Origin of the sequence: Pseudomonas sp. YJ42 (assembly GCF_047225135.1) — a bacterium.
Lineage (GTDB): Bacteria > Pseudomonadota > Gammaproteobacteria > Pseudomonadales > Pseudomonadaceae > Stutzerimonas > Stutzerimonas stutzeri_E.
This window is the reverse complement of record NZ_CP178378.1, coordinates 1,120,226-1,145,258: the sequence shown is the minus strand read 5'-3', so window position 1 is coordinate 1,145,258 and position 25,033 is coordinate 1,120,226. Positions and strand designations below refer to the sequence as shown.

The following is a 25,033-nucleotide window of genomic DNA, read 5'->3' as shown; positions in this document are numbered from 1 at the left end:
GGTCTGATTGTGGTAGGCAGGAAGGAATCGTGATGCATGGTAGGGCGTTTGACTACAGGGCTCCAGACTTGCAATGAAATCCATCACCGATGGGGTGGCTATCAAGCGAGGCAGACACATTGGTCAGGGGGTTGGGCTGAGGTCCGTACGGCTGATGCTCGCTCGCGCTCCGGGCAGATAGCGTTTCAATCGCAGCGCTGGAGACTCGATCAAATGCCAGGACAACGCCGCGATAGCGATACTCGCTGACAGGCTGATCGCCATGAACGCACCCAGAGGCAATTGCGGACTGAACCCGTGCATCAGCAGCTGTTGGATCGGAAAGCTGAAAATGTAGATACCGTAGGAGAAATCGCCATATTTGCCAAACCGGGACAATCGCGGAATGGGCAGGTGCGCCAGATAGATAGTCAGGTAAGGCAAGGTCAGGACGTGGACGAACAGCCACAACTCAGTCTGCGCGCTGAGCAGCGATACGGCCAGCAGCGTCAGCGCGATCTTCCAGTTCCACGGCACGCTGCGGCGAAACAGGTACAACGCCGAGCCCAGGAAGAAGAACATGCCCAGTCGGGTCGACTTGCGCAGAATGTCGCTTTCCAGGCCCAGGCTCGGTGCCAGCTGGAAATGGATCAGTATCAACGCGATAGGTACCACCAGCACTGCGATACGGCCGAATACACGGAGCAATCCCATCAGCAGCAAGGAAACGTACATCAGCACTTCGTAGGGCAACGTCCAGACGGAGCCGTTGACGGTTTCGGGAAAGGGATTGCCGGTAAACACCTCGGGCAGATGGAAATGCGTAATCAGCGCGATGTTGCCGAGGTAGCCCAAGGTCTGGCGGTTAAGAAAGTACTCCTCGAGTGACAGCTCGGTCGCCAGCGGCCCGACAATGAGCACGGTCAAAAGTACCGATACGCCCAACGCCGGGAAAATCCGCAGGGCGCGTTTCGCGGCGAAGTCCAGCGGGCTGCGACTGTTGATCCATGATGCGGCGATCAAAAATCCGCTCATGACGAAGAACAGGTTCACGGCAATGTCAGCGGTATCCATGGATCCGGTAAACAGCCGTACCGGTTCGACTTCGCCGGCCCCCGACAGCCAATAGCAGTGGCCAAGGACCACTGCCGAAGCGGCAAAAAAACGCAAGAAGTCGAAGTTGTTCTGCTCGCGCTGAGTCGAAGCGATATCCATGGACAAGTCCTGGTGATCCGGGCGCCAGCACTGCTACAGGCAGGGCTCAACGCAACGGGAAAGTTTTGCTCATTCCCAGAACGCCGTTTTCGCCGTCATGGATGGCTTGTTCGATAAGCGCCAGGCGCTCACGGGTATTGCGCAGCCGGGCGATCAGGCGCAGCAGGGTGAGAAAGATCGCCCGATTGAGGCGATGCAACCGGGGGGAGGCGGCCCAGACGTTCTTGTCGAACCAGGCTTGATTGCGTGCGGTGTAATAGGCGCGGAAGTCCGAGTCACCGAGCAGAAAGGCTTCGTAGATATTGCGTGTGCGCGCCTTGATGTTCCAGGACTGCTCAAGCTCGTCGATTACCGCATCGGTGAACAGGAACAATCGCCCCCCGCTTGCGGTGATGCGCCGGGTGTACTCAGTGTCGTCGACGTATAGCACCAAATCTTTCAACGGCAGGCCGATGCGCTGGTACAGACTGCGATGCGCGAGCATGCCGCCGTAGGGAGCGAAGGGCAGACTGATACTCGCCAGCCGCTTGCCGGGCCGTTTGGCCCAAGGAAGCCTACGCCAGATCTTGAAAGGTAACTGGGCGATGTGAAAGCCGAAATAGCTGGAGCGCGGCTGCAAGATATAGCGCGGCGGTACGCCTTGGGCGATGTCGGCCTGCTGTGTTGCCCGGTAGCCCAGTACTGCCACCCGATCCGGGCCGAGCAGGCTGCCCAGACGCGCGACCTCCCGATGCAGGATCGACACTGCGGCGGCCGTCGGGGCGTTATCGTCATCCATCATCCAGATGTAATCGGCGCCGCCGGCCAGCGCGGCTTCGAGCGCCACGGCATAGCCATTCGCCGAGCCGGTATTGTGTTGCAGCTGAATCAATCGGACCTTTCCCGGCCAGCGTTCTGACAATTGTTCCAGCGGTGCGAGCGCGGCGTTGCTCACGATGATCACTTCGTTGATCTCGACGAACGCCAGCGCGCGCTCGATCAGCTGCTGCAAATAAGCCAGCCGATCTCCATAGGTCACGGTCACCACGGAGGTTTTCGGGGTCATTGGGGAGCTCTGCATGAATCGGGGGGAACGACCGCCGCGTCAGATGGCGCGGAAGGCCGTCTGACGAGGCGCTTAGGGACAGCAGCGGGACGCGTGCGGTTCGAATTTCAGAGGTCGCTGGTCATTTTCATCCTCAGCAGCGCAGTCGGATCGGCGTCGAGAATGTCGTTGTCTCGGTCTGCGGTAAAAAAAGCATGAAAGACACTGATCAACCGACTGCCGCCAGGCATTCCCGGTAGTTCGGGTGCCTGGAATATTTCGGTATAGGAATATCCGTCGGCATAAATCAGCGATTGCCTGTTTTGGTCTTCACTGTCCATAGCGCCTCCAAAAGGTCGCAGGGTTAGAACGAGTAGCGGATGCTGTCGCCAGAGCGGATGTAATGGTTATCGGACAGCGGTTTCGCCAGGCGTACGGGGGACGGGGATACCGTTACGCGGCGACTGCTGTCATCGCAGGAGGGAACGCCCTGGCGAACACCATGATCGAAGGCGATTGCTGCGGGGTCACCGCTGGCGCAGCTATACGTGTCCCGCGCAAGACTGTCGTATCCCTGCGGATACAGTTTTGCTTTGGCACGTTCGGAAATTTGCGTGGCGACGGTCGTCCCGCAGATCAGCAGGGCGATGCTCAGTACGCACGTGGTGCGGATGCATTGGGTTGCAGTGTTCATCCTTGAAACCTCGCAATTGTAATGAGGTCTTGGTCAGGCTTGCTTCATTGGAACCGCGGCGGGGTAAACCGGCGTAACGCTTGCCGGAGTTACGGTCGTTCGGTGCAATAGCGCGTCCTGCCCTTGAAGCAACGAAACCTCTCGAACCCTAGTATCTACGAAAGCCCTGATCTCCTGCCTGAATCGTTCGGTTGAAAAACGCTCCGCGCTGGCTCGGCATGCATCAGGAAAGATGTGATGTGCTTCCGATTCGAATTCCGCGATCGCAGCGATCAGAGACTCGGGCGTCTGCTCGGGGTAGAACACCCCGGTCGGCTCCGGATGATCAATGCCCCGAACGGTTTCCAGTACTCCGCCTCGACCGTAGGCGATGACGGGTGTGCCGCACGCCTGGGCTTCGATCGGCGCGATACCGAAGTCTTCCTCCGCGGCGAAAACGAATGCACGCGCGCGCTGCATGTAGTGCAACAATACCGCGAAATTCTGATAACCCATCAGCGTCACGTTTGGCGTTGCGAGCTCCTTCGCTTTTTCCATCTCGGGCCCGGCGCCGATGACGATCAGCTTCTTGTCAGGCATCCGGGAAAACGCTTCGACGATCATTGGAATGCGCTTGTAGGGCACCATCCGTGAGGCCGTCAGATAGAAGTCTTCCTTGTTCGCATACAGCGTGAACTGACGGGTGTCGACGGGTGGATAGATGACGGTTGATTCGCGCCGATAACTCTTGTTGATGCGCCGGCCGATGAAATGCGAGTTGGCGATGAACTCGTCCACGCCGCTCGCAGTGCGCTGATCCCACATACGCATGTAGTGCAAAAGCATGCGTGCCAGCTTGGCCTTGAAACCATGGTCCAGGCTGGCCTCGTGCAGATACTGATGCTGAAGGTCCCAGGCGTAGCGGATCGGCGAATGCACGTAGCTGATGTGCAACTGGTTCGGTCCGGTGAGTACGCCCTTCGCCACGGCGTGACTACTGGAAATCACCAGGTCATAGGCCGACATGTCGAGCTGTTCGATGGCCAGCGGCATCAGGGGCAGGTACTTCTGATAGTGCGTCTTGGCCTTGGGAAGCTGCTGAATGAAGGTGGTGGTGGCGCGCTTGCCGCCGAGACTGCTGCGATCTTCATCGGAGAGGAAGTCGATCACGGCGAACAGGTCTGCTTCCGGCCAGGTCTCCAGCAGCCCGGCGAGCACCCGTTCGGCGCCGGCATAGGTCACCAGCCAGTCATGAACAATGGCGATTTTCATACGATAGCCTTTCAGGGATGAGGTGGCAGCGGGATCAATCGTCGAGCGTTCGGCGACTGGGGTATCGAAGTGCGGCGATGGGCATCTGTCGACGAGGGGGTCAATGCTTCGGCTGGCTGAACGGGAGTCGCTGTAGGCCTGCCTTATTGCCGTCGCGTACGTTGGTGAATGCCTGGTCGATCAGCCGGGAAACCTGTCGGGCCGATGAATTCCAGCAGTACCGCGCTACGTTCGCCTTGCCACGCCGCCGCAAATCCTGGCGCAAGGCTTCGTCGCGCAGGATCCGCTGCATGCAATCCGCGATGTCCTTGACCTTCAGCGGGTCGAAGTACAGGGCGCTGTCGCCCAGTACCTCGGGAATGGAGGCGGCACGTGCGGCGATGACCGGGCAGCCGCAGGCCTGCGCCTCGAGCGGGGGGATGCCGAAACCTTCGTAAACGGACGGGAACACGAAGGCTGTTGCGCCCTGGTAGGCCTCCACCAGTTCTTCATCGGTGAGCCGGCCGAGCATGCGGATTCGACGGCTGCCAACAACGTCGTGGAGGCTGCCGGAGAAGACTCGATTCGAGTCGCCAATGATGCGTAGCTCGACGTCCTCGAGCCCTTCCATTCGCAGGAACGCGGCAACCATCCTGGCGAAGTTCTTGTGCGCGCTATGAGAGGACACGGCCAGCAGGTAAGGCGCCGAGGCCCGGGGATATTGCTCTGCGCAGAAGGGCTGAAAGCGTGCATCCACTGCGTTGGGCACCACCCAGATGTGGCGCGCCGGATAGCCGTAGAAACGCGCTATTTCTTTCCGGGAAAATTCGCTCACGGTAATCAAGGCCTTGATTCGTTTGAGTAAGAGGGGGGTCAGGTTGCGATAGGTGGCCCGGAATGCTCTCGAGTAGCTTTCCGGATGCCTGACATAGGTGATGTCATGGTGGGTCGCGATCTGGTTGCCGTAGACCAGCGGGGCGGTATTGCAAAATGAGACCAGCGGCGGACTGCCATTGCGTACCAGCCACAGCGGGAGGTCCACCTGCTCCCAAAGATGTCCGCGGTGGCGGCCGATGCGAAGCACCTGCAGTTGCTCGGCACTGCCGTGCAGGCGGATATCCTGGGGGGCGACGAACACCAGATCGTCGCGTAGGGTTTTGAGTTGCAGGCTGATCTGCTCTGCGAAGCGCTGTACTCCCCGTATTTCCTGGGTCAGAAAGCGAGCATTGATCACAATCATCTGAAATTCCTCTTTTCAAAACGGTTCCCGAATGGAGATCTTCTGCTAGGGGCTGGTACGAGCCGCGGCGGACTTGCCGAGGCTGATGATTTTGGGAAACCCATTGAGCTCCACAGTGGCGGTACAGGTGCTCGCGTTGACCGGACAGGTCCACATCGTGTCGCCCAGGGTTCGGCCGTTTTCCGGGTGTGCGGTATCGATCAGTTCCAGAGGGCCGATAGCCTTGCCCGTGGATTCGATGCTGACGGCGCGGGCCTGGTCGGTGCTCCAGGCGACCAGAAGTTGCTCGTCCGCGTTGCCGAAACGCATCAGAACGGTGTTATTCCCGGTTTTTTCGCGATGGCCAAGGAATTGGTAGTGCTGGACGATCGGGCCGACCGCCTCGAGCACCCGGTAGGCTGGCTTGAGGCTGTAGTCCTGACGGACCAAGCCGAAGTTGTGCTCTCGCTCGCGCTTGTCGGTCCCGTCGTTTCGGAAGTCGTACCACCACATGCCCCGCACGTTCGGCAGCGTCCTGACGAGCAGGAAACTGCGCGCCAGATAGGCAGCCTGCAGGTCTTCATCGATGCCGCAGGAACCCTGATAGGCCGGCCAGCTCATTTCCGTCAGGTACAGGGGCACCGGCTGACCGGCCGCACGGGACAGTTCCAGGTCGACCTCGGCAAGCCACTCGATCCAGGCTTCCGGGGTGTTCTTTCCCCGGCCGCGACAGTGGACGTACGGGTGCAACGAGAGGCCGTCGATCGATTGCATTACGCCATTTTCGATCAGGCGCAGGGCGAAACCCGACTCGATGCCCTTGGTGGTCACCGCGCCGGCCAACACCTTGGCGTCGGGATCGTGCTGGCGAATGATGCCTGCCGCATCGGCGATCAGCCGGGCATAGTCCTGAGTGAACTGAGGATCGCTCGGGTCCTCGACGTCCCACTCGTTCCAGACTTCGTAGTGCTTGACCCGCCCCCGAAACTGCTGGGCAACGAAGGCGACGTAGCGATTGAAGGCGGCGCGTACCGGTTCGCTGCGCGGCTTCTCTCCACCGCCGTGAAAACGATTGCCGTACCCCAGAATGAACAGGCTATCGAGCTCCTGCGCTTCGTTACCGGCGAGATAGCGATCCCAGTGCGGCTCCACCTTGAGCTGATCGCGGTTACGCTCGAGAAATGCCCAATGCGCGTCGGTTCGTACCGACTCGATACCGGCGTCCCGTAACAATTGGTTGCCCTGGCTGCGGCTGTCGCGAAGATGCAGGTCATGCGAGCAGACGCCGACGATAAAGGGCTCTTCCGGCTCAACTGCCGAAGCCTGCAGTGCCAGGCCCGACACGGCTGAGACAAACACCAAACGGCACAAAAGAAGGCGGGTGCTCATGACTGGGCTTCCCAGGGTCTATGCGCATGCGGTTGCGCGGTAGCGATCGGGTGGTGCGGCCCTCGGTGCAGCACTTCCCGTGGCGTCAGGGCATGGGCGATCGCCATGCCGAGGAACAGGGTGGAGGTGGTCACCTCCAGGACGTCGGTCGCCCAGCCGATCAGGCAGGTACAGAAGACAATGCCCAGCAGGGCGTGACGGATGCGTGGGCCTCGGTCGTGCAGGCGCAGCATTAACGGAAACAGCAGCAGATATAGCAGGACGCCGAACACCCCGAGCATTCCCCAGAGATACAGCGCCGTGTTGTCGGCGATGCTCAGCAGCTCCAGCCAGGCCAGCGGAAAGGCCGCTGCGCTGCTGCCGACCGCACCGAACCCTGCGCCCCACCAGCCCCAGCCTTCGTTGGTGATCACGTCGATGAAGTTCGGCCAGCTGTTGATCAGACGGTCGTTGAAGGATGCAAGCAGACTAGCGCTGTAGGCTTCGCTCTGCGGAATGTTCAGCAACAGGCTGGCGATCGGCAACGCCATCCCCGTCAGCACCGCGATGAAAAATGCCGTAGCGCTGGGCATGCGGTAGCCGGCGAGGAACAGCATCATCAGGGTCAACAGGTAAGCCGCCGCGGTGGACTTGTTGGTGGTGAGGAAGATCGCGCCGAAGGCCAGCGGGTAAAGCAGCATTCGCAGCAGCCGCGAATGCAGGAACGCGGCCAGGTACAGGCTGTACAGCGCGATCATCACCGCCAGGTTGGTCGACATACGGGCAAAGCCGGCTAGGCGGTCGGTACTGCCGAAGGCCCAGGATTTGTTCGCGGTCAGCTCGACGTCACCCATCATGTAGCTATAGCCCTTCCATGGCACATTGGTGAACATGTCCAGCGCGATGCCGAACAGTGAGGCAACCAGGCACAGCCCGACCACCCATCCCAGCAGGGTGGCTCTGCTTTCCAGGTAGCCGCCGCAGAACAACCCGAACAGCAGCGGAATGTAGATGAACAGGCTGAAGCCGACGTTCATCAGCGCGGCCCCGTGCAGCAACGCCAACAAACCCGAGACTGCCAAGGCAAACAACACCAGCCACACCCCGGGCTTGTTTCGCGCACGCGGCAGTTCCAGCGCGACCGCCGCCAGGCACGCCAGCTTCGGCACGTAGAGCAGGGCGGAGATGCCAGCCATGTCCAGGTAATAGCGCAGCGCGCCGGCAAAGGTTTCGCTGATCAGCAGCGAGGCCGCGATCAAGGTCAGCAGGGTTGGCTTGTCAATCGCCAGCGGGCTCGACCTGGGGCGCGTGATGGTCAGCGAACTCGGGGTCATCGTGGGCTCTCCGGCCGTGTAGCGCGGTATGCAGGATCGACTGGTACTGATCGAGCATTCGCTCCATGTTCAAAAAAGGCGCGACGCTGGTACGCGCCTGCCGCGACAACCGCTGGCGCAGGCTGCTGTCCAGGTAGAGTTTGAGCATCGCCCGGCCAAGCGAGTCAGGATCGGCCGGTGTGCAGAGCAGGCCGTTGTGGTTGTCTTCGATGATTTCCCCTAGGCCGCCCATGCTCGTCGCGATGACGGGCAGGTGCTGGGCGCAAGCCTCGACCGCCACCAGGCCGAACGGCTCAGCCCATATGGACGGCACCACCAGCACATCGATGTTGCGCATGAAGGCATTGGCATCCTGGTAGCCGACAAAACGGACCTTGGCCGGATCGGCCTTCGCCTTGAGCTGTGCCTCGTAGTCCAACTTGCCGCGCCCGGCGATTTCCAGGGTGGCGTCGATGGAAAGCTGCTGAAACTGCTCGATCAGCCAACCCACGCCCTTGTTTTCCGACAGCGTGCCGATATAGCCGAAACGCAGCAGCCCGCTGTGGCTGTGGCGCTCAGGAGGCGCACTGGCGCTCGGCACGATGCTGTTATGCACCACATGGCGGGTGGCTCGGCCGAAATAGCCTTGGGTGGTGAGTCGGTCCAGAACGAAACGGCTGACACCGATCACCGCGTCGACCTGAGCGGACGCTACGGCGTGATGCCGCCGAAAGGCCGAACAGAGCGTGCACTGCCGCTCGCAGCTGCGGCCTTTATTGAACATGGTGTCCTTGGGGCACAGCAGATAGAGGTCATGCAGCACTTGAACGATCGGCACGCCGGCGGCACTTATTTCGTCCCACGCCGAGATCGACCAGCCCGTCAGGTTGTGGCACATCACCAGGTCCGGCTGTTCGCATGCGATCACTTCGCGGACGTGCTGGCGCATGCTGCGGTTGTAACGATCCCGGTAATGCCAGCCAAGGCGACGCAACGAGCTGGGTCTGTTTTGGGTGAAATGCCAGTAAAGGTTGTGCAGGCCGGCGCGATAGATCCGTACGCCGTCTAACGTCTCCTTCTGAACGCCGGGCTCCGGTCCGGTGACCAGCACCGCCACATCATAGCCACGAACCTGCAGCCCTTCGGCCAGCTGGCGTACGACGATCTCCGCGCCTCCGCCCACATGGGGCTCATAGAGACTGTGCAGAAACAAGATCTTCATGGTTGCAGTCCCCGAATCAATCGACGCCGCAGCCAAGCGCGGCCCTGTGAGACACGCCGCAACCGCTGAGGTAGCGCGTTGGCACGCGCACTTTCTGTTCACGCTGCAACAGTTTCAGCAGGATCACCGAACGCTCCTGGCCATCGGCGCTGACGAAGATCGCCTCGAGATCGCTAAAGCTGCCGCCATGTAGTTGCACGCGCTCGCCGGGTTGGAACTGCGGCTTTTCGGCCGGCACCGCGAGGCGTTGACGCAGTTGTTCGATAAGTTCGTCCCTGACCGGCGTCGGCTCGCCTCCGAAGGACACCACCCGGGCGACGCCACGGGTCGAGCGAATGGGATACCAGTTGTCCAGTTGGCGATCGAGGCGGATGAACAGGTAGCCCGGAAACAGCGCTTCTGGTGTCTTGCCGTTTCCGCTGGGCTTCTGCGGTCTGTAACACTCGAACGCCTGGCGCACCAGATGCTCTTCGGCGCGGGCCTCCTGGCGGGGTTTGGTTTGAATCAGGTACCAGTGCGGATTGCTGCCAAGTGCTGTCATGTGAAACCTGCCTTCCATAGGGGAGGTTGCCGATGTCCCTTTTGTCGAGGACGTTTATGCCTGCAGTGCCGTCTGTTGCTCGACCCCTTCGATCAGAGAAAAGCGTTTGAGCAGGGCCTGTGCATCTTTCTGGCTGTTGAACATCAACACGTCGATGATTGACAGTGAAGGCACGAACGGCTGGTTGAACTGCGGATAGCTGAGGTCGTCCATGCGCAGAAATCGCAACGACAGGCCGTGAGATCGGAAGAGGGCTGGACAGTAAAGCGCCACACCGCCGATTGGATTGATATAGAGCGCGGCACCCAGCTTCTTCGCGATGCCGATGACCCGCTCCTGCTTATCCATGCGAGCCGGCAGCCCCAGCTCGGAGCCGATACGGATCGGCGTCGTGATGTCCAGATAGGCACAGACGCAACGGATCGAATGCTCGGTAAAACGGGCCAGATTGCGTTCCGGATGCGTCAGGATCTGGCGGATCAGCGGAACCACTTCAGTCTTGTACGGCGCGCGCGAATAGGCGAGTTCCAGTGTCCTCAGCAGTTTCTGGGCTTCGCGCGCGAAGTCATCGCACAGCCAACGCTGGTTGATCGGGTCGAACCCGCCGCCTTTGCGCAAGGGAAAGGTGATCAGCTGCGGCTGTCCGTTCACCAGTATCCGGTTACGGTTTATCCATGAACCTTTGACGTACTGGAGATCGTCACCCAACACGAAAACATCGCTGCGGGCGATCAGCTGGAAATAGCCCAGGTAGGGGAACAGGTAAGGTTGCATCATCGCGGCGGTTCCGAACACGGCGTCTCCCTCGCATGTGTCAGGCTTTTTGAGAATAGCTGTAATAACCGTAGGCGCCGGTTTCATAGGCGGTGCTCGAGGCCCTGCGCTTGACACCATTGAGAATGGCGCCTTTGAGCAATACCCCGTTCTGTGCCAGGCGCCGCTTGGACGTCTCGACCTGGCTGGCCGTGCTCAGCCCGTAACGTGCGACCAGCAGGCAGGTGCCGGCCAGCTGTGCGACCAGCACGGCATCGGTAACGGCCAATACCGGGGGCGTATCAATGATGACGAAGTCGTATTCCCGCTCCGCCTCTTTGAGCAACTTGGCGAAGTTGTCGTGCATCAGCAGCTCGGACGGGTTTGGAGCGGAAAAGCCGCTGGCGACGAAATGCAGGTTGGCCTGGTCGGTCTTGTTGGTCACCGCCGCGAGACGCAGTCCGCTGGCCAGCGCATCGGACAGGCCGTGGCGCGGCTCCTGACCGAACACGCCCGCGAGATAGCCGCGACGCATGTCGGCATCGATCAGCAACACTCGTTGGCCCGCCTGGGCGATAACCGACGCCAGGTTGCTGGAAACGAAAGACTTGCCCACCGAAGGTGTGGGGCTGGTGATCACCAGGGTTCGATTGCGGGCCTCGAGCATGGCGAACTTGAGGCTGGTGCGCAGGCTGCGCAGTGACTCGATGGCCAGGTCCGCCGGATCCGCTCCGCCTAGCAGCTTGCTTCGCCCATCGCGGATTTTCCTCAGGCGGTACAGGTGCTCCTGTTTCGCCGAGAAAGGCAGCGCGGCATACACCGGAATACCCAGGTGCTCGATCGTCTCGGGGCTTTCGATGCCGCGATAGAACACCTGGCGTATCAGAATCACCAGCGCTGACACAAGCAGCCCGACGAAGATGGCGATCAGCACCACCAGCGGCTTGATGGGCTTGGCCGGCTTCTCCACCACGGCGTAGGCACTGTCGATGATGCGCACATTGCCAATGGTGCCCGCGCGCAGAATGTCCTGTTCCTGAGCCTTGTCCAGCAGCAGTGTGTAGGTGCGAGTCGTGACCTGCATGTCGCGATTCAGGCGCAACAGTTCCTGCTGGGTCATCGGCAAGGTATCGATCTTGCTCATCAGCGCGTTCTTCTGCGCTTGCAGCTGAGCGATCTTGGTCATCAGCGTCTGATAGGTCGGGTGTTCCGGGGTAAAGAGCTGGTTGTACTCCGTACGCTTGAGATTGTGCTCGGAGATCTGCGACTCCAGCGCGACGATCTGGTCCAGCACACTCTTGGTCTCGATGCTGATGTCCACCGACTGGGCGCTGGTCTGATAGGCATTTAGGGCGGCTTCGGCCTTTTCCAATTCCTTGCGTACCAGCGGTACCTGCGAACGCAGAAACTCCAGGCGCTGCGCGGCTTCGGCGGAGCTGCGTTCGATGTTCTGGCGCACATAGAGCCGACTGATCTGATCGAGCACATGGTTGGCCTTGTCCGCGTCCGGGTCTTCCAGAGTGAGGTAGATGATTCCGGAGTCCTTGCCGGCTTCACCCACCTTCAACCGCTTCTGGTAGTCCAGCGCCGTGGTCTGCGGGCGGCTACGCACCACGAAGAACTCTGTCCCCGGGCGGGCCTTGAGTTCGGCGATCTGGACGCGGAAACCCTCGTGCCGCACGGCTTGGTTGATTTTGCCATTCAGCAGCAGTTGGTCGTCCTCGTCGTACAGGCTGAATGCACCTGCACTGCCGGCACGCAGCGTCAACTTTTCCCCCAGATAGGCTTCGGGTACGTCCAGCTGAAACACCACCAGCTTCTCTCCGCCCCAGGCGTAACTGTCCATGCCCAGCAGTGGCGTGGCGAGCTCGCCGTCCTTTTCTGGATCGTGCAGACGCGCCATGTAGCTGCCGAGGATCGGGAAATATTTGGGGCGGGCAGTGATGTAGAGCTTAAGAGCGTTAACCGTGCGTCCAAGGACCGAGCGCGACTTGATAAGCTCGATTTCAGTCACCGCCTGGGAAACCGAGTTGGGCCTGGGAATGGCTTCCGGAATGCCCGTTATCCCGGCCTTCTTCGGTTCGATCTGGATCATCGCGCTCGCCCGGTAAACGGGCGTGGCGACGATCGCATAGGCCACGCCAAGCAGGGCGAAGAGGGCGGTAATGGTGAAAATCAGTGCTTTGTGATCGAACGCCACGCGCAGGATGCGCGCCAGGTCGATGCGATTGTCTCCCTCGTATTCCAGCGAAGAGCGGGCCATGACAGTCATTGCGGATCCTTCCTTGAGTGTTGCGCTATCAGTGCGACAGAAGCCAGCCATGCCGGTCAGGCACCGGGCGTCAGTCTGCGTAACAGATTGATGCTGATGTTCTGGAATATCTGGCCCAGCGCCTGAAGCTTGCTGAGCGGCGATATCGATGCCAGTGCCTGGGAGAAGACCTGGATCATGAAATATTCGTAGAGCGACTGATCGCCGATCCGTTGGTAATAGCGGGCGAGGCTGTAATAGGCGTGCATGGACATCTGGATGCGTTGCTTGCTGCTGCGCATGGAGAAGATCCCGCCCTCATGCACGCGGTAGCCGGCGGGCTTGATTTCAGCGATGAACTTGCCCTTGCCATAGGCACCGAGCAGGGACCACCAGCAGATGTCCAGCACCTCGACACCGCGCAGCTCCGGCGGCAGTTCCTGCAGCAGATTGCGAAAGCATGCCGTCAGGGTGGAAACCGGTCGCGCCTGCATCAGCTGGCGAGCGGTGGCATCCCGGCGGAACTTGCCCTGCATGTGGGGACTGCGGACCACCCCCTGGGCGTTGAACATGAAGGCATCGTGGTACGTCATCACGTAGTCGCGATGCCGTTCGAGAAAGTCGACCTGGATCTGCAGTTTGCGCGGGTCGGTCCAGTAGTCGTCCCCTTCGCAATAGGCGATATACCTGCCGTGCGCCTGCGCGAACAGCTGAGTGCTGACGGTAACCCCCTGGCGGTACTGGTTTTCTTGCTGATAGATCGGTTTGATCAGGCTCGGGTAGCGCGCGGCGTATTCACGGATGATCGCGGCGGTGGCGTCGGTCGAGGCGTCGTCATGGACGATCACTTCGAAGGGAAAATCCGTCTCCTGCAGGAGGAAGCCGTCCAGCGTTTCCCGTATGAACGGTGCATGGTTGTAGGCCAAGCAGACGATGCTCACCAGGGGGGCGAACCTATTACCCCAGGCGGCCATGAGCTCTTGTTCACGCTTTGGTTGAATATCCATTCAGACACTCGACTTTGTCATCAGTACGTAAAGCCGCAACACGACGGGCTTGGAGGTGAAAGCGACTAGCGTCAGGCAGATAAGACCGCTGACGGCCAATCCCAGGAAGATGTCGAAGCGGTTCTCGCTGGCTATCGCCGCGAACACGGGTTCGCCGATCACGAGACCCAGGCCGGTCATGGCGGTGATGCGTAGCAAATCCTGTAACCATTGGCGGTGCACGCCGGCGGCAAAGCGCTTGTGCACCATTGGCGGCCAGATCAGGAAGGTCAGCATGCGCAGCCCGAACCAGGCCAGCGCTGCGCCATACACGCCATGCTCGAGCGCGGCATACACCACCAGCGGAATGCTGAGCGTAGCGCTGATCAGGCTGAACCAGACGTGGAGGCGTAGCTGTCCGTGAGCGTATTGCAGATAGAACTGAAATGCGGTGACCGCCATGATCGCGCTGCCGAGTACGTACCAGGGCAGCACCAGCCGGCTCCATTGCGCCGCCTCCTCATCGCCGGTCCAGGCGAAGATCAGCTCAGCGGAGTGGAAGGCGATGACGCCCGCTAACGGAAACAGGAAGCTGCAGACGAACCGGGTGGCATTCAGGTAGAGCGCCTGCATGTCGGCGATCCGACCTTCGGCGACGAGCATCGTCATGCGCGGCAGCAACGTCTGTACCAACGGGTTGGTGAGCGTCATGATTCCGGTCGACATGAGCGCCACCAGCGAGAAATAACCGTACTCCTTGAGCAGCAGCACGTTGGAAAGCAGCACCTTGTCCAGCTGCGTCAGAATGATCCATAGCACCGAAGTGAGCGACATGCCGGCGGCGAAGGGCAGCACCGGCTTGACCACTGCCCAGTCGAAGCCGGTCAGCAATCTGGGGTTGGGCATCAAGGTATAAGCCTTGGCCGCGAACAACAGCGTCTCGATCAGCGCGACCGCCGTCTGGAAGAGAAAGAAGTCCAGAGGGTCCTGGCTGATGCTGGCCACCAGAAACAGGCCGCCAAAGTAGCGCAAGGTGGCGATCAGGATATTCGCGCCGTTCAGCCATGCATGCAGTTCGAGCCCCTGCAAGCCACTTTTATAAAGGGTGGCGTACAGCTTCAGCCCGATCATCAGCCCCATCAGGCTGATGCAATGGACAATCGTGGCCGTGCTCAACTCCTGCGCTTGCAGCCATTGATGAGCGATCCAGCCGCTCGAAAAATGGATGGCCAATACCGTCAGCGATGCCAGCGGCAGGAAAATGATTTCGAACGAGCGCAGCAGCCGCCCCGGTTCGTAGCGCTGTGCCGCAGTGTTCTGCCTTCCGCGAAAATGGGCGATCTGACGCACCAGCGACGGTGACAGACCCGCGTCCAGCAGCTGCAGCCAGGCTTGTAGCACCGCGAAGAAACCGATCAGGCCGTAGGCCTCCGCGCCCAGATGTCCGAGATAGAAAGGCAGAATGAGAATGCCGATGAGCAGGGCATATGCCTGCCCGGCGTAGCTCAAGCCGGTGTTGCGGATCATCGATAGCTTTCGATCGGACATGTAATCGGGCCGCCGAGAATGAATCAGTAAATGTTCTTGAGCTCGGAATCAGGCAAGCCGAAACGCTGCTCCATCAACCCAGTTGCGTTGACTTGTGGCCATAGACGCTCGGTTTGCCGCTGATCACGCCCCGTTGCGTCGCGTAGCAACGTCTGGACCACGGTGTTCTGGATATGCCGCGGCAAGCCGGGATAAATCGGCAGGCATAGCACTCGGCGACTCAAGGATCTCGACTGGATCTGCGGCGGTTGCGGTTGCAGATAGCCGAGAGTGTCCAGAGAGGGATAGAAATAGCGCCTGGGGTTGATGCCCTTGGCGTTCAGCGCCACGCGACAACGTAGCAGCTGGTCTTCGTTGGCCAGTGCAATCGGGAAATAGCTATGGTTGCGTAGGGAGTGTGGTTGCTGTTGCTGAAGATCGAAGTGGTCACTCAGGCGTTCTTCATAGAACCTGGCGATCTCTTCCCGTTGCTCGAGAATCATCGCCATGTCGTCGAGGATGCACAGGCCCATGGCGGCGGCAAATTCGTTGAGCTTGGCGTTGATGCCGATGCCGTCGATGATGTCGGTGTCGACAATGCCGAAATTGCACAACAAACGAATCTTGGCGGCCAATGCATCGTCATTGGTGACGATGGCCCCGCCTTCGATGGTGTGGAAAAGCTTGGTTGCATGAAAGCTGAGCGTGCTGATATCACCCCAATTGAATACCGAGCGCTCCTTGTAGCGCACACTGAACGCGTGGGCGCCGTCATAGATCACCTTGAGGCGATGCCGTTCGGCGATCTGCGCGATGCCTTCCACATCACAGGCGTTGCCGAACACGTGCGTGGCGACGATCGCGCAGGTGTCGCGGTCGATCCTCGCTTCTATCGCCTGTGGATCCATGTTCCAGGTGGTCCTGTCGATGTCGGCGAATATCGGTCGGATACCTTCCCACTGCAGCGAACTGGTGGTGGCGACGAAGCTGAACGGCGTCGTGATGGCGCTGCCTGAGAGGTTCAATGCCCGATAGGCGATCTGCAGCGCCAGGGTGCCGTTGTTCGTGAGGATGATGTTTCGGACACCCAGATAGTCCCGCAGGCGATCTTCCAGCTCGGTGAGCAGCGGCCCGTGGTTGGTCAGCCAGCCGGACGCATAAATGCTGTCCACATAGCCGAGAAACTTGGCTTTGTTACCCAGATACGATTTGGTGACATGGATCATCGTGATGTCCTTATCGGTCGTCACATCGAGATCAGGAAGCGATAACTAACGGCGTCGGCCTGCTTCGGTCATGCGATTGGTTGTGTACCGAGGGCGGTTGCGCGCCGGGCGCGGCGTTGGTTCAGCTTGAGAATCAGGCGGGTCGTAAAGCTGCCAGCATGAGGGTCGCCATAGTGCAAGATGGCGGTTGCTCGGCGACTGGCAGGGTCGCAGGGCTCGTTTGCATGCAGCGTGCGGTAGCCCCAGAACAGATACAGATTGCCGGGAACCAGCTGCAGCCGCTCCGGCTTCAGAATACGGTGGCGGATTGCCTTGGTTATCAGCTTTCGAGTCACTGCATTCTGCAACAGTGCTTTCTCAAACACGTTGACCAGCACACTCGAGCGCACGCCTCGAAGATTGGGAAAAATAATCAGATCACCGCGATCGACGCCGTTCTGAGGAATCTCGATGGGCAACAGTACCGTCACAAGACTTGCGTCGTAATGAAAGCAATTGGATTCGCGACGGCCTGAATTTCCCTGCACACAGCGCAGCACTTTGAGAATCTCGTCGCTGTAGGCAGCTTTTCCAATGCCTGTCTGGTAGAGGCTCGCCAGTAGCTCCCGAAACTCCGGCGCAGCGCCTAGCTCGCCTATTAGAGAACTTTCTATCGCAGCTCCACCATGGTGAGCGAAGTATTTACCATTATGTTTTTCGGCATCGATCCTGACATGTTGCTGCAGCGACGATAGTTGTTCTGGTGTAAGGAAATTTGCGATGCAGGAGCTCCCTTTCAAGTTCATTTCCTTGGCAATTAATTGTTTCGCTTCGATGTCGAGGCTGCGGAACTGGATAGTCACGATGAACTCCGAGTTGAACTGCGGATGAATCTACGGGAATTTTCCGGGAGGGGTGCTTGTTAGGTACGCAAGTCGGAATGAAAACGTGTGCAGAAATAGCGAACCGTTAATGATCAATATAATGGCGAGTTAAACGGATAATGTATAAAAGATGCCATGCAAATTTCTTTTTTAATTAAGCAAAGCTACCGCCACTGCCGGGTTACGCCGTCATCCGACTTGCTTCCTGAACGGTACCCAACTCAGTACTCGCCAGGTATGGCGCGGGCTTTAGGCAAAGCTACCGCACTCGGCTGGGATTCGAGAGAAGCTTTAAGGTGCGAATACTGTTAGCGCAGAACAGCAAATAAGCTGTAACGGGGATGCCATCCCTGCGCACTTCTTGGCTGCAATACCTGGTTTTTATTTGGTTTGCGGCTCCGGAAACGTCCTGTCTCATTTGTGTGATCTAGTTATCATTCAGAACCAGGCGGCAGTCAAGACGAAAACCTTGTTTTTTTGATGGATTCTCTGACCGCCTGTCGTAATGCATTGATAGACAAAAGAATGCTCGACTGCAGCGGGCATCAGCAATAAAAGTTATTTTTAAGGGCATACATCTTTGGAACTAAGCCGAACGATCTATCAATGTTTAGTTGAAAGATGAGCAAGTATCCATGGGGCGGCCTTAGGCAGCTTTAAACGAGCGGAGTGGCACGACCAGGCGGGCAGAGGCGGGGGTAAGAGCTAAGCAGCGCGTCTGGCAGACAGAAACGAAAAAGGCCACTCGCAAGAGTGGCCTTTTCGTATTTGGTTGCGGGAGCCGGATTTGAACCGACGACCTTCGGGTTATGAGCCCGACGAGCTACCAGACTGCTCCATCCCGCGTCTGTGAGGCGGCATTCTACAGGTTAAGGTGCCTCTGTCAACCTCAAGCTGAAAAGAAAGCTTTTTTATTCAGTTGCTTAGCTGTTTCGCTGGCACGACGGCTGCTTATCGCGCTGCGTTGCTCGGAGACCTGCCTAAACGAAAAAAGGCCACTCGCAAGAGTGGCCTTTTTCGTATTTTGGTTGCGGGAGCCGGATTTGAACCGACGACCTTCGGGTTATGAGCCCGACGAGCTACCAGACTGCTCCATCCCGCGTCTGTGGAGCGGCATTCTACAGCTTTCAGTGGTGCTGTCACGGCTTAATTGGGCGAAAGCGTATTTTCTTCAAGCATTTAGCGAAACGTTGATGCCGGACTTCGCTGTCACGACGCGAATTCGCCGCTCTTGTGACGCGTCGTGGCTGGGCCGGTGATGGTAGCGAGCGATTCGCAACATCCCCCAGAGCATGGCCAGTGCGGCGGCACTCCAGCCGACGACCATCAAAAGGATTACCAGTGCGGGTGCGATCATTGTTGGATTCCTTTCTAACCCGAGATCTACGGCTCTCGATAGGTCGGACCCCAGGTTCGGCTCAACGGTTCCGCTTGCCATTGGTCGGTGACGCTGACCGATAGCGCACGGCTGGTCTTTTGGATTGCCTAAAAAGATTGTCGCGACTCAGTAGAAGGAGGGAGGTATGCGGACCTACTTGCTAATCGCGTTTGGATCCGTGGCCGGGCTCGCTGCGATGACAGGCGTTGCCGCTGCGCAGGTTGACCCAGCTGCAATCGAGTGGGCACAGAACACCGGCGCTGCTGATCGCAGCTTGGGTAACGGTTCCATGGGGCTGGGTGAGGGCATCGAGCGATTACCCGAACGTCGCGAAGCCGGGCGCGACGAACGTGAAGACCCACGAAGCAAGACCCACGGCGAATCAGGTCACGGCGATAACGATATCGATATGGAGCATCACCCTCGCCGGACCTTGGGCGATCAGGATGACGATTGATCGAACCGACGAAAGTGGAGAAGAGCATGCTGAATAAAGTTCTGTTGATGAGTGCTGGTTTGATGGTCGTCTCTGGCATCGCGCTGGCCGACGCGGATGGCGACCTGTCCAATCCGTCCACCACGGGGACCGATGCGATGGAGCAGCCATCGTCCGAGATCCGGGATCCTGCACAGAACCAGCGGGACGGTATGGTCGACCGTGACGGAGAGATGGACAGTGACTCCGAATTAGGCACGATGGGCACCGGGGCCACGGGCACAACTGGTGGTATGGGGGCAACGACAGGAACCGATACCATCGAAGACCGCGACGACGAAACGGACCCATAGGACGCCAGGCGGCGTCAGCCGGACCGTTCCTAAGTGCCCGCCGGCTCCGTACAATGCGGTGCTTTTCAGAGCGGACCGTTTTTGATGCAAATTGCTTTGGCACCGATGGAAGGCCTGGTCGATGAAATCCTCCGCGATGTGCTGACCGGCATCGGCGGCGTCGACTGGTGCGTGACCGAATTCATTCGAGTGTCCGATCGTCTGCTACCTCCATCCAGTTTCCGCAAGCTTGCACCTGAGCTCGACAACGATGCGAAAACCCGTACCGGCACACCGCTGCGAGTGCAATTGTTGGGCTCCGATCCGCTTTGCCTGGCCGACAATGCCGCATTCGCCTGTACCCTCGGTGCGCCTGCCATCGACCTCAACTTCGGCTGCCCGGCCAAGACCGTGAATAAGTCTCGTGGCGGTGCCGTGCTGCTCAAGGAACCCGAATTGCTACATGCGATTCTGTCTGAGGTGCGCAAAGCGGTTCCGGCACATATTCCAGTCACTGCAAAGATGCGTTTGGGTTTCGATAGCCCGGATGGCGCGCTCGATTGCGCCCAGGCACTGGTCGACGGCGGCGCAGAGCAACTGGTGGTGCATGCGAGGACCAAGGTCGACGGCTATAAGCCGCCGGCGCATTGGGAATGGGTGGCCAGGGTTCGGGATGTGGTCGCGGTGCCAGTGTTTGCCAACGGCGATATTTGGTCGTTGGAGGATTGGCGCCGCTGTCGCGAAGTCAGCGGCGTCGAGGACATCATGTTGGGCCGCGGGCTGGTCTGTCGGCCGGATCTGGCGCGTCAGATCAGCGCGGCGAAGCGGGGTGTGACGGTCGAGCCGATGAGCTGGGATGACCTTCAGCCGCTGCTCGCTGACTTCTGGATGCAGGCACGGCGCAAGATCTCTCCACGCTACGCACCGGGTCGGCTCAAACAGTGGCTGTCCATGCTCACCCGCAGCTATCCACAAGCGGTTTCGCTGTTCGCCCAGCTGCGGCGCGAGAACGATTGCGAGCGACTCGACGCCCTGTTGGGGCTCGACAGCTCCGCGCCGGGTTTCGAAGTAGCCGTCTGAACTGGGCTTCCGGCGGTGGGGCTAGCGCCCACCGCTGATGTCCAGCAGCGCACCGCTGGCGTAGCTGGCCTTTTCGCTGGCGAGCCAGAGTATCGCTTCGGCCACCTCTTCAGCCTCGCCACCACGGCCCATGGGCACGCTGGACCGGACCCGCTCGACGCGTCCCGGCTCGCCACCGCTGGCGTGAATGTCGGTGTTGATCACGCCTGGTCGCACGGCGTTGACTCGAATGCCTTCGGCGGCCACCTCCTTGGCCAGACCAAGGGTCATGCTGTCGATTGCGCCCTTGGCTGCCGCATAATCAATGTATTCGTTTGGCGCGCCGAGCTTCGCTGCGATCGACGAGACATTGATGATGGCGCCGCCGTTGCCACCGTAGCGGGTGGACATGCGTTTCACAGCCTCACGCGCACAGAGAAAACTACCGGTCACATTGACCGAGAACACACGCATCAGTCGCGCCGCATCCATTTCATCCAGGCGCATCTGGCGCTCTAGCATGCCGGCGTTGTTGACCAGTACGTCGAGCCTGCCGAACTCATCATCGATTGCGGCGAACAGGTTCGCGATCTGCGCCTCGTCAGCCACGTCGGCGGCGATCGCGATGGCTCGCGTGCCGTTACGTTGAAGCTCTTCGAGTAGTTGCTGTGCGGCGTCCTGGCGGCGGTGGAAATTCAGACACAGCGAGTAACCTTCGCTCGCTGCAAGCCTGGCAGTAGCGGCACCTATCCCTCGGCTGGCACCCGTGATCAACATGACTTTGGACATGTAAAACTCCGACGAACGGTCTTGAAAAACAACGGGCGGTTCCTATCTAGGGCATTACAGGATGCCGAATTCGGGTCCTGTAGTAACCACTCGCTGAATATCAGGAGATAGCAAAATGACTAGTTTTTCGATGGCTCCATTGTTCCGCCAATCCATTGGCTTCGATCGTTTCAACGATCTGTTCGAGTCCGCGTTGCGTAACGACGCTAGCAGCTCGTTTCCACCTTACAACGTGGAAAAGCACGGCGATGATCAATACCGCATCATCGTAGCAGCCGCCGGATTCCAAGAATCCGATCTGGACCTGCAGGTTGAGCGTGGCGTGCTGACCATCAGTGGCGGCAAGCGCGAAAACGGAGGTGACAATGTTACCTACCTGCACCAGGGCATTGCTCAGCGCGCATTTAAGCTCTCGTTCCGCCTCGCCGACCATATAGAGGTCAAGGGCGCCGCGCTCAACAACGGGCTGTTGAGCATCGAGCTCGAACGCGTCGTACCGGAAGAGGCCAAACCCAAGCGCATCCCGATCAACGGCGAACGCCTGGCGCTGGAAGAGGCCTGATCGCGAAAGGAGGGCGTCGAGGCGCCCTCGAATCAATGACGAGCCCCGCCGATATGGCGGGGCTTCGTTTCTCTGGCCCGCTAACCGGTCAGGTCGTCGGGCGTGATATCAGAAGCTCACTGAACTCGGCCAACGGCAATGGGCGACTGAACAGATAGCCCTGATAAAGATGACAGCCTTGCAATTGCAGCAGGTCGAGCTGTGCCTGCTGTTCGACGCCTTCGGCAATCACTTCCAATTCCAGGCTCCTGGCCATCGCGACGATGGCACGGATGATCTCAGCGTCGTTGGGATCATCCAGCGCGTCTCGAACGAAGGACTGGTCGATCTTCAGTAGGTTCACCGGCAGGCGCTTCAGATAGGTAAGCGAGGAGTAGCCGGTACCGAAGTCGTCCATGGCGAAACTTACGCCATGCCGGCAAAGGCGACGCATCTTGGCGATGGTGTCGTCCAGATTGTGGATCACGATGCCTTCGGTGATTTCCAGCTTGATCATCTTGTGCGGAAGCCCGCTGGTCTTCAGCGCCTCGAGGATGCGCTCGACGAATTCGCTCTGCCGGAACTGGCGGGGGCTGATATTGACGCAAAGGCTGAAATGATCGGCATGTACGAGACCGCTGGCCAGTAGCGATGCACCGATTCGACAGGCTTCCTTTATGACCCAGTTGCCGACCTCGACAATCAAGCCGCTTTCTTCCAACACGTCGATGAACTGGGCGGGGGAGCGTGGGGTGTGCGCTGGCTGATGCCAACGTAGCAGGACTTCCGCGCCGATCACCGCACCGGAACGCGCGTTCACCTGGGGTTGCAGCTGTAGCTCGAATTCGTGACGCTGCAGCGCCAGCCGTAACTCGCTCTCCAGTTTCATGCGGGCAACGGCGGCTTCCTGCATCGTCGTGCGGAACAGCTGAATGGCATTGCGTCCGGCGTCCTTGGCTCGGTAGAGCGCGATGTCGGCGCGCTTCAGCAGATCGGCCGGCGTCTCGCCGTGATCAGGCATCAGGGCGATGCCAATGCTCGGCGTGACCTGCAGCCGATTACCCTCGAAAATCATGGGCTCGGCGAGCAGCGTGCGCAGTTTTTCGGCCACCTGGCGAACATGACGAGTCACCTCCGAGCGGCGACCGCTCAGCCCGGTCAATAACACGACGAATTCGTCGCCACCGAGGCGAGCGACCGTGTCTTCCTGACGGGTGCTGGCTTCGAGGCGAGCCGTGATCATCTTCAATACGGCATCGCCCACCGGATGCCCGAGTGAATCATTGATGTGTTTGAAGTGGTCAAGATCAAGAAACAGCAAGGCGCCGCGCAGATTGTGTCGTTTGTGCAGGGAAGTCTGCTGCGTCAGGCGATCCATCAGCATGGCGCGGTTGGGCAGATTGGTCAGCGGGTCGTGATACGCCAAGTGATGAATCTGCGCGTGGGCAGCCTTCAGCTGGCTGATGTCCCGTGCCGATAGCAATAGACAGGCGGTGTCGTTGAGTTCGATCGGTTCAATCGAGACCTCGATGTGTTTGGGGTTGCCGTAACGATCTTGTCCGATCATTTCCCAATTGGCCACGCGGCCGTCGCGATTGAGACGTTCGAGCAGCGCTTGGCGCTGCGTACCGGGCCAGACGCCCAGTTCGGTGGACGTGCGGCCGATCGCTTCCTCTGGACGGTAGCCGGAAAGGCGATGGAAGCCTTCGTTGACTTCGATGAAACGTCCCGTGCTGCGCTCGCTGATAATGATGGCGTCTGGGCTCGAATGAAACGCCATGGCGAATTTGGCCTCGCTGACCTTCAGCGCCGCCTCGGCCTGCTGGCGCTTGGTGATGTCGCGGAAGGTCGTGACGATGCACAGCCGTCGATCGATTCGGATGAAGCGGCTGGAGACCACGCAGGTGACGACATGGCCGTCCTTGGTGCGAAATTGCGCCTCGGCATTTTCCAGATGCTGGTCGCGAGTCAGCTGTTGGTAGAGCGCCTGTCGCTGTGCCTCGTCGCGCCAGATGCCTACTTCCGGGGCCGAGCGGCCGATGATGTCGCCGCCCTCCCAGCCGAATACGGCGGTGAAGCTCGGATTGACGTCGACGAAGACACCGTCGCGGATGCGCGAGAGCGCAATGGGGTCGGGGCTGCCTTGGAACAATGCAGAAAATTTCGCTTCGGATGCGGCAAGGTGCTGTTCACGCAGGACGCGTTCGGTGGCGTCGATGATGATGCCGACCATCCGCAGCGGCGCGCCGTGCTCGTCACGATACAGCTTTGCCGTGCTCTCCAGATGGCGGGCGGTGCCATCGGTGTGCTCCGCCTGATAGGTCGTCTGGTAGATTTGGCGTCGGCCTGCGAGCAGATCGCTGTATGCCTCGCGCATGGTCTGACGGTTTTTGGCCGCGACGGAGCGGAAAAACTCGCGGAATGCCCCATTGAAGGGACCGTCGACGATGCCGTGCAGCTCGGAGGCCCGGGTGGACGCATAGAGGCGATCGCTGGGAATGTGCCATTCCCAGTTGCCCAGCTCTGCCGATTCGAGTGTCAACTCGAGCCGCTCCTGGCTGTCTTCGAGGGCCTGGGCCTGAAGATGCTGATCGGTGATGTCGCGGATGATGCCGACTATCATCGAAGGTGGCGTGCCGCTGTCTTGCCGCTGCCCATCGATTTCCAGCCAGCGCACGCTGGCGTCCGGCCAACGCACCCGATGACGAAAGCTGAAGCGTGACTCGCCGCCCTTCAGTACCGAGCGGACAATGGCGTCGACATGAGGGCGGTCCTCCGCAGCGATGAGCGTTAGGTAATAATCGAGGCTAATTTCGACGAGCGGTTCGGTGAGCCCGAAAAGCAGGCCCGTACCGATTGACCAATGCACGATGCCGCATGACAAGTCCCAGGACCATACGCCGACTCCCGCACCGTCGAGCACCGATAGCAGGCGAGAGGCATCCTGCCAGGGGTTTTCCGCTTCATGTGCGGTAGCGTTCTGAAGCGGCTCAGGAGGAAGCATAAAAGGCCTCGATCGGAAGGATCAGGGAATCGCGGATCGGGCGATGACAGGCGATTCTCATGGGCGCTCTGACGATCTTGTTC

23 protein-coding genes and 2 tRNA genes are annotated in these 25,033 nt (G+C 59.6%); 4 read left to right on the top strand and 21 right to left on the bottom strand.

Translation table 11 applies throughout. The features are described 5' to 3' along the window. Positions 1-123: 123 nt before the first annotated feature. From ACL0K2_RS04985 to ACL0K2_RS04895, 19 genes are all read right to left on the bottom strand, one after another. Positions 124-1,194, bottom strand: a complete 1,071-nt coding sequence (locus tag ACL0K2_RS04985; RefSeq protein ID WP_413043934.1) for an acyltransferase family protein — start codon at positions 1,192-1,194, stop codon at positions 124-126. A 46-nt stretch (positions 1,195-1,240) separates the two neighbouring features. Next, a complete protein-coding gene (locus tag ACL0K2_RS04980) occupies positions 1,241-2,239 on the bottom strand; it encodes a glycosyltransferase (RefSeq protein WP_413043933.1) in 999 nt (332 codons plus the stop codon). A 107-nt stretch (positions 2,240-2,346) separates the two neighbouring features. Beyond that, positions 2,347-2,559 carry a hypothetical protein gene (locus ACL0K2_RS04975; protein WP_413043932.1) on the bottom strand — a complete coding sequence of 71 codons (213 nt, stop codon included), beginning with the start codon at positions 2,557-2,559 and terminating at the stop codon, positions 2,347-2,349. Between the two features lie 23 nt (positions 2,560-2,582). Then, positions 2,583-2,912 (bottom strand): hypothetical protein, encoded by a 330-nt coding sequence (locus ACL0K2_RS04970; RefSeq protein WP_045162520.1) that lies wholly within the window; start codon positions 2,910-2,912, stop codon positions 2,583-2,585. Between the two features lie 33 nt (positions 2,913-2,945). Further along, positions 2,946-4,163, bottom strand: coding sequence for a glycosyltransferase family 4 protein (locus tag ACL0K2_RS04965; RefSeq protein WP_045162519.1), 1,218 nt, complete (start codon positions 4,161-4,163; stop codon positions 2,946-2,948). Positions 4,164-4,263: 100 nt separating this feature from the next. Next, positions 4,264-5,382 (bottom strand): glycosyltransferase family 4 protein, encoded by a 1,119-nt coding sequence (locus ACL0K2_RS04960; protein WP_413043931.1) that lies wholly within the window; start codon positions 5,380-5,382, stop codon positions 4,264-4,266. Between the two features lie 45 nt (positions 5,383-5,427). Continuing rightward, a complete protein-coding gene (locus ACL0K2_RS04955) occupies positions 5,428-6,750 on the bottom strand; it encodes a hypothetical protein (protein WP_413043930.1) in 1,323 nt (440 codons plus the stop codon). Continuing rightward, positions 6,747-8,063, bottom strand: a complete 1,317-nt coding sequence (locus ACL0K2_RS04950; protein ID WP_045162516.1) for a hypothetical protein — start codon at positions 8,061-8,063, stop codon at positions 6,747-6,749. Before ACL0K2_RS04950 ends, ACL0K2_RS04955 begins: the two co-directional genes overlap by 4 nt. Continuing rightward, positions 8,008-9,264, bottom strand: coding sequence for a glycosyltransferase family 4 protein (locus tag ACL0K2_RS04945; protein WP_413043929.1), 1,257 nt, complete (start codon positions 9,262-9,264; stop codon positions 8,008-8,010). Before ACL0K2_RS04945 ends, ACL0K2_RS04950 begins: the two co-directional genes overlap by 56 nt. A gap of 16 nt (positions 9,265-9,280) precedes the next feature. Continuing rightward, complete coding sequence (rfaH, locus tag ACL0K2_RS04940; protein WP_045162514.1) at positions 9,281-9,805, bottom strand: transcription/translation regulatory transformer protein RfaH; 525 nt, start codon at positions 9,803-9,805, stop codon at positions 9,281-9,283. Positions 9,806-9,859: 54 nt separating this feature from the next. After that, the gene (locus ACL0K2_RS04935) at positions 9,860-10,600 is read right to left on the bottom strand and encodes a WbqC family protein (protein ID WP_413043928.1); all 741 of its coding nucleotides are present in this window, start codon (positions 10,598-10,600) and stop codon (positions 9,860-9,862) included. A gap of 19 nt (positions 10,601-10,619) precedes the next feature. Then, complete coding sequence (locus ACL0K2_RS04930; RefSeq protein WP_045162512.1) at positions 10,620-12,830, bottom strand: polysaccharide biosynthesis tyrosine autokinase; 2,211 nt, start codon at positions 12,828-12,830, stop codon at positions 10,620-10,622. 56 nt (positions 12,831-12,886) lie between these two features. Then, complete coding sequence (locus tag ACL0K2_RS04925; RefSeq protein WP_413044441.1) at positions 12,887-13,810, bottom strand: glycosyltransferase family 2 protein; 924 nt, start codon at positions 13,808-13,810, stop codon at positions 12,887-12,889. A 6-nt stretch (positions 13,811-13,816) separates the two neighbouring features. After that, positions 13,817-15,343: a lipopolysaccharide biosynthesis protein gene (locus ACL0K2_RS04920; protein WP_239611645.1), complete on the bottom strand. Its 1,527-nt coding sequence runs from the start codon at positions 15,341-15,343 to the stop codon at positions 13,817-13,819. Between the two features lie 23 nt (positions 15,344-15,366). After that, positions 15,367-16,548: a DegT/DnrJ/EryC1/StrS family aminotransferase gene (locus tag ACL0K2_RS04915; protein ID WP_413043927.1), complete on the bottom strand. Its 1,182-nt coding sequence runs from the start codon at positions 16,546-16,548 to the stop codon at positions 15,367-15,369. Between the two features lie 68 nt (positions 16,549-16,616). Then, complete coding sequence (locus ACL0K2_RS04910; RefSeq protein WP_239611678.1) at positions 16,617-17,333, bottom strand: hypothetical protein; 717 nt, start codon at positions 17,331-17,333, stop codon at positions 16,617-16,619. 847 nt (positions 17,334-18,180) lie between these two features. Beyond that, positions 18,181-18,257, bottom strand: a tRNA-Met gene (locus ACL0K2_RS04905). A 179-nt stretch (positions 18,258-18,436) separates the two neighbouring features. Next, positions 18,437-18,513: transfer RNA gene (locus ACL0K2_RS04900), tRNA-Met, on the bottom strand. Positions 18,514-18,582: 69 nt separating this feature from the next. Next, positions 18,583-18,768 carry a hypothetical protein gene (locus ACL0K2_RS04895; RefSeq protein WP_413043926.1) on the bottom strand — a complete coding sequence of 62 codons (186 nt, stop codon included), beginning with the start codon at positions 18,766-18,768 and terminating at the stop codon, positions 18,583-18,585. 166 nt (positions 18,769-18,934) lie between these two features. Between ACL0K2_RS04895 and ACL0K2_RS04890 the strand changes: the two genes are divergently transcribed. From ACL0K2_RS04890 to ACL0K2_RS04880, 3 genes are all read left to right on the top strand, one after another. Next, positions 18,935-19,246: a hypothetical protein gene (locus ACL0K2_RS04890; RefSeq protein WP_413043925.1), complete on the top strand. Its 312-nt coding sequence runs from the start codon at positions 18,935-18,937 to the stop codon at positions 19,244-19,246. Next, on the top strand, positions 19,243-19,578 hold the full coding sequence (locus ACL0K2_RS04885; protein WP_052679324.1) for a hypothetical protein: 336 nt from the start codon (positions 19,243-19,245) through the stop codon (positions 19,576-19,578). Before ACL0K2_RS04890 ends, ACL0K2_RS04885 begins: the two co-directional genes overlap by 4 nt. Positions 19,579-19,662: 84 nt before the next feature. After that, complete coding sequence (locus ACL0K2_RS04880; RefSeq protein ID WP_413043924.1) at positions 19,663-20,637, top strand: tRNA dihydrouridine synthase; 975 nt, start codon at positions 19,663-19,665, stop codon at positions 20,635-20,637. A gap of 21 nt (positions 20,638-20,658) precedes the next feature. Here ACL0K2_RS04880 and ACL0K2_RS04875 read toward each other — a convergent pair whose 3' ends face one another. Then, positions 20,659-21,405, bottom strand: a complete 747-nt coding sequence (locus ACL0K2_RS04875) for an SDR family oxidoreductase (RefSeq protein WP_045162507.1) — start codon at positions 21,403-21,405, stop codon at positions 20,659-20,661. A 115-nt stretch (positions 21,406-21,520) separates the two neighbouring features. Between ACL0K2_RS04875 and ACL0K2_RS04870 the strand changes: the two genes are divergently transcribed. After that, the gene (locus ACL0K2_RS04870; protein ID WP_045162506.1) at positions 21,521-21,967 is read left to right on the top strand and encodes an Hsp20 family protein; all 447 of its coding nucleotides are present in this window, start codon (positions 21,521-21,523) and stop codon (positions 21,965-21,967) included. An 88-nt stretch (positions 21,968-22,055) separates the two neighbouring features. Here the strand turns inward: ACL0K2_RS04870 and ACL0K2_RS04865 are convergent, their stop codons facing one another. Then, positions 22,056-24,950, bottom strand: coding sequence for an EAL domain-containing protein (locus tag ACL0K2_RS04865; protein WP_413043923.1), 2,895 nt, complete (start codon positions 24,948-24,950; stop codon positions 22,056-22,058). Positions 24,951-25,033: the final 83 nt, after the last annotated feature.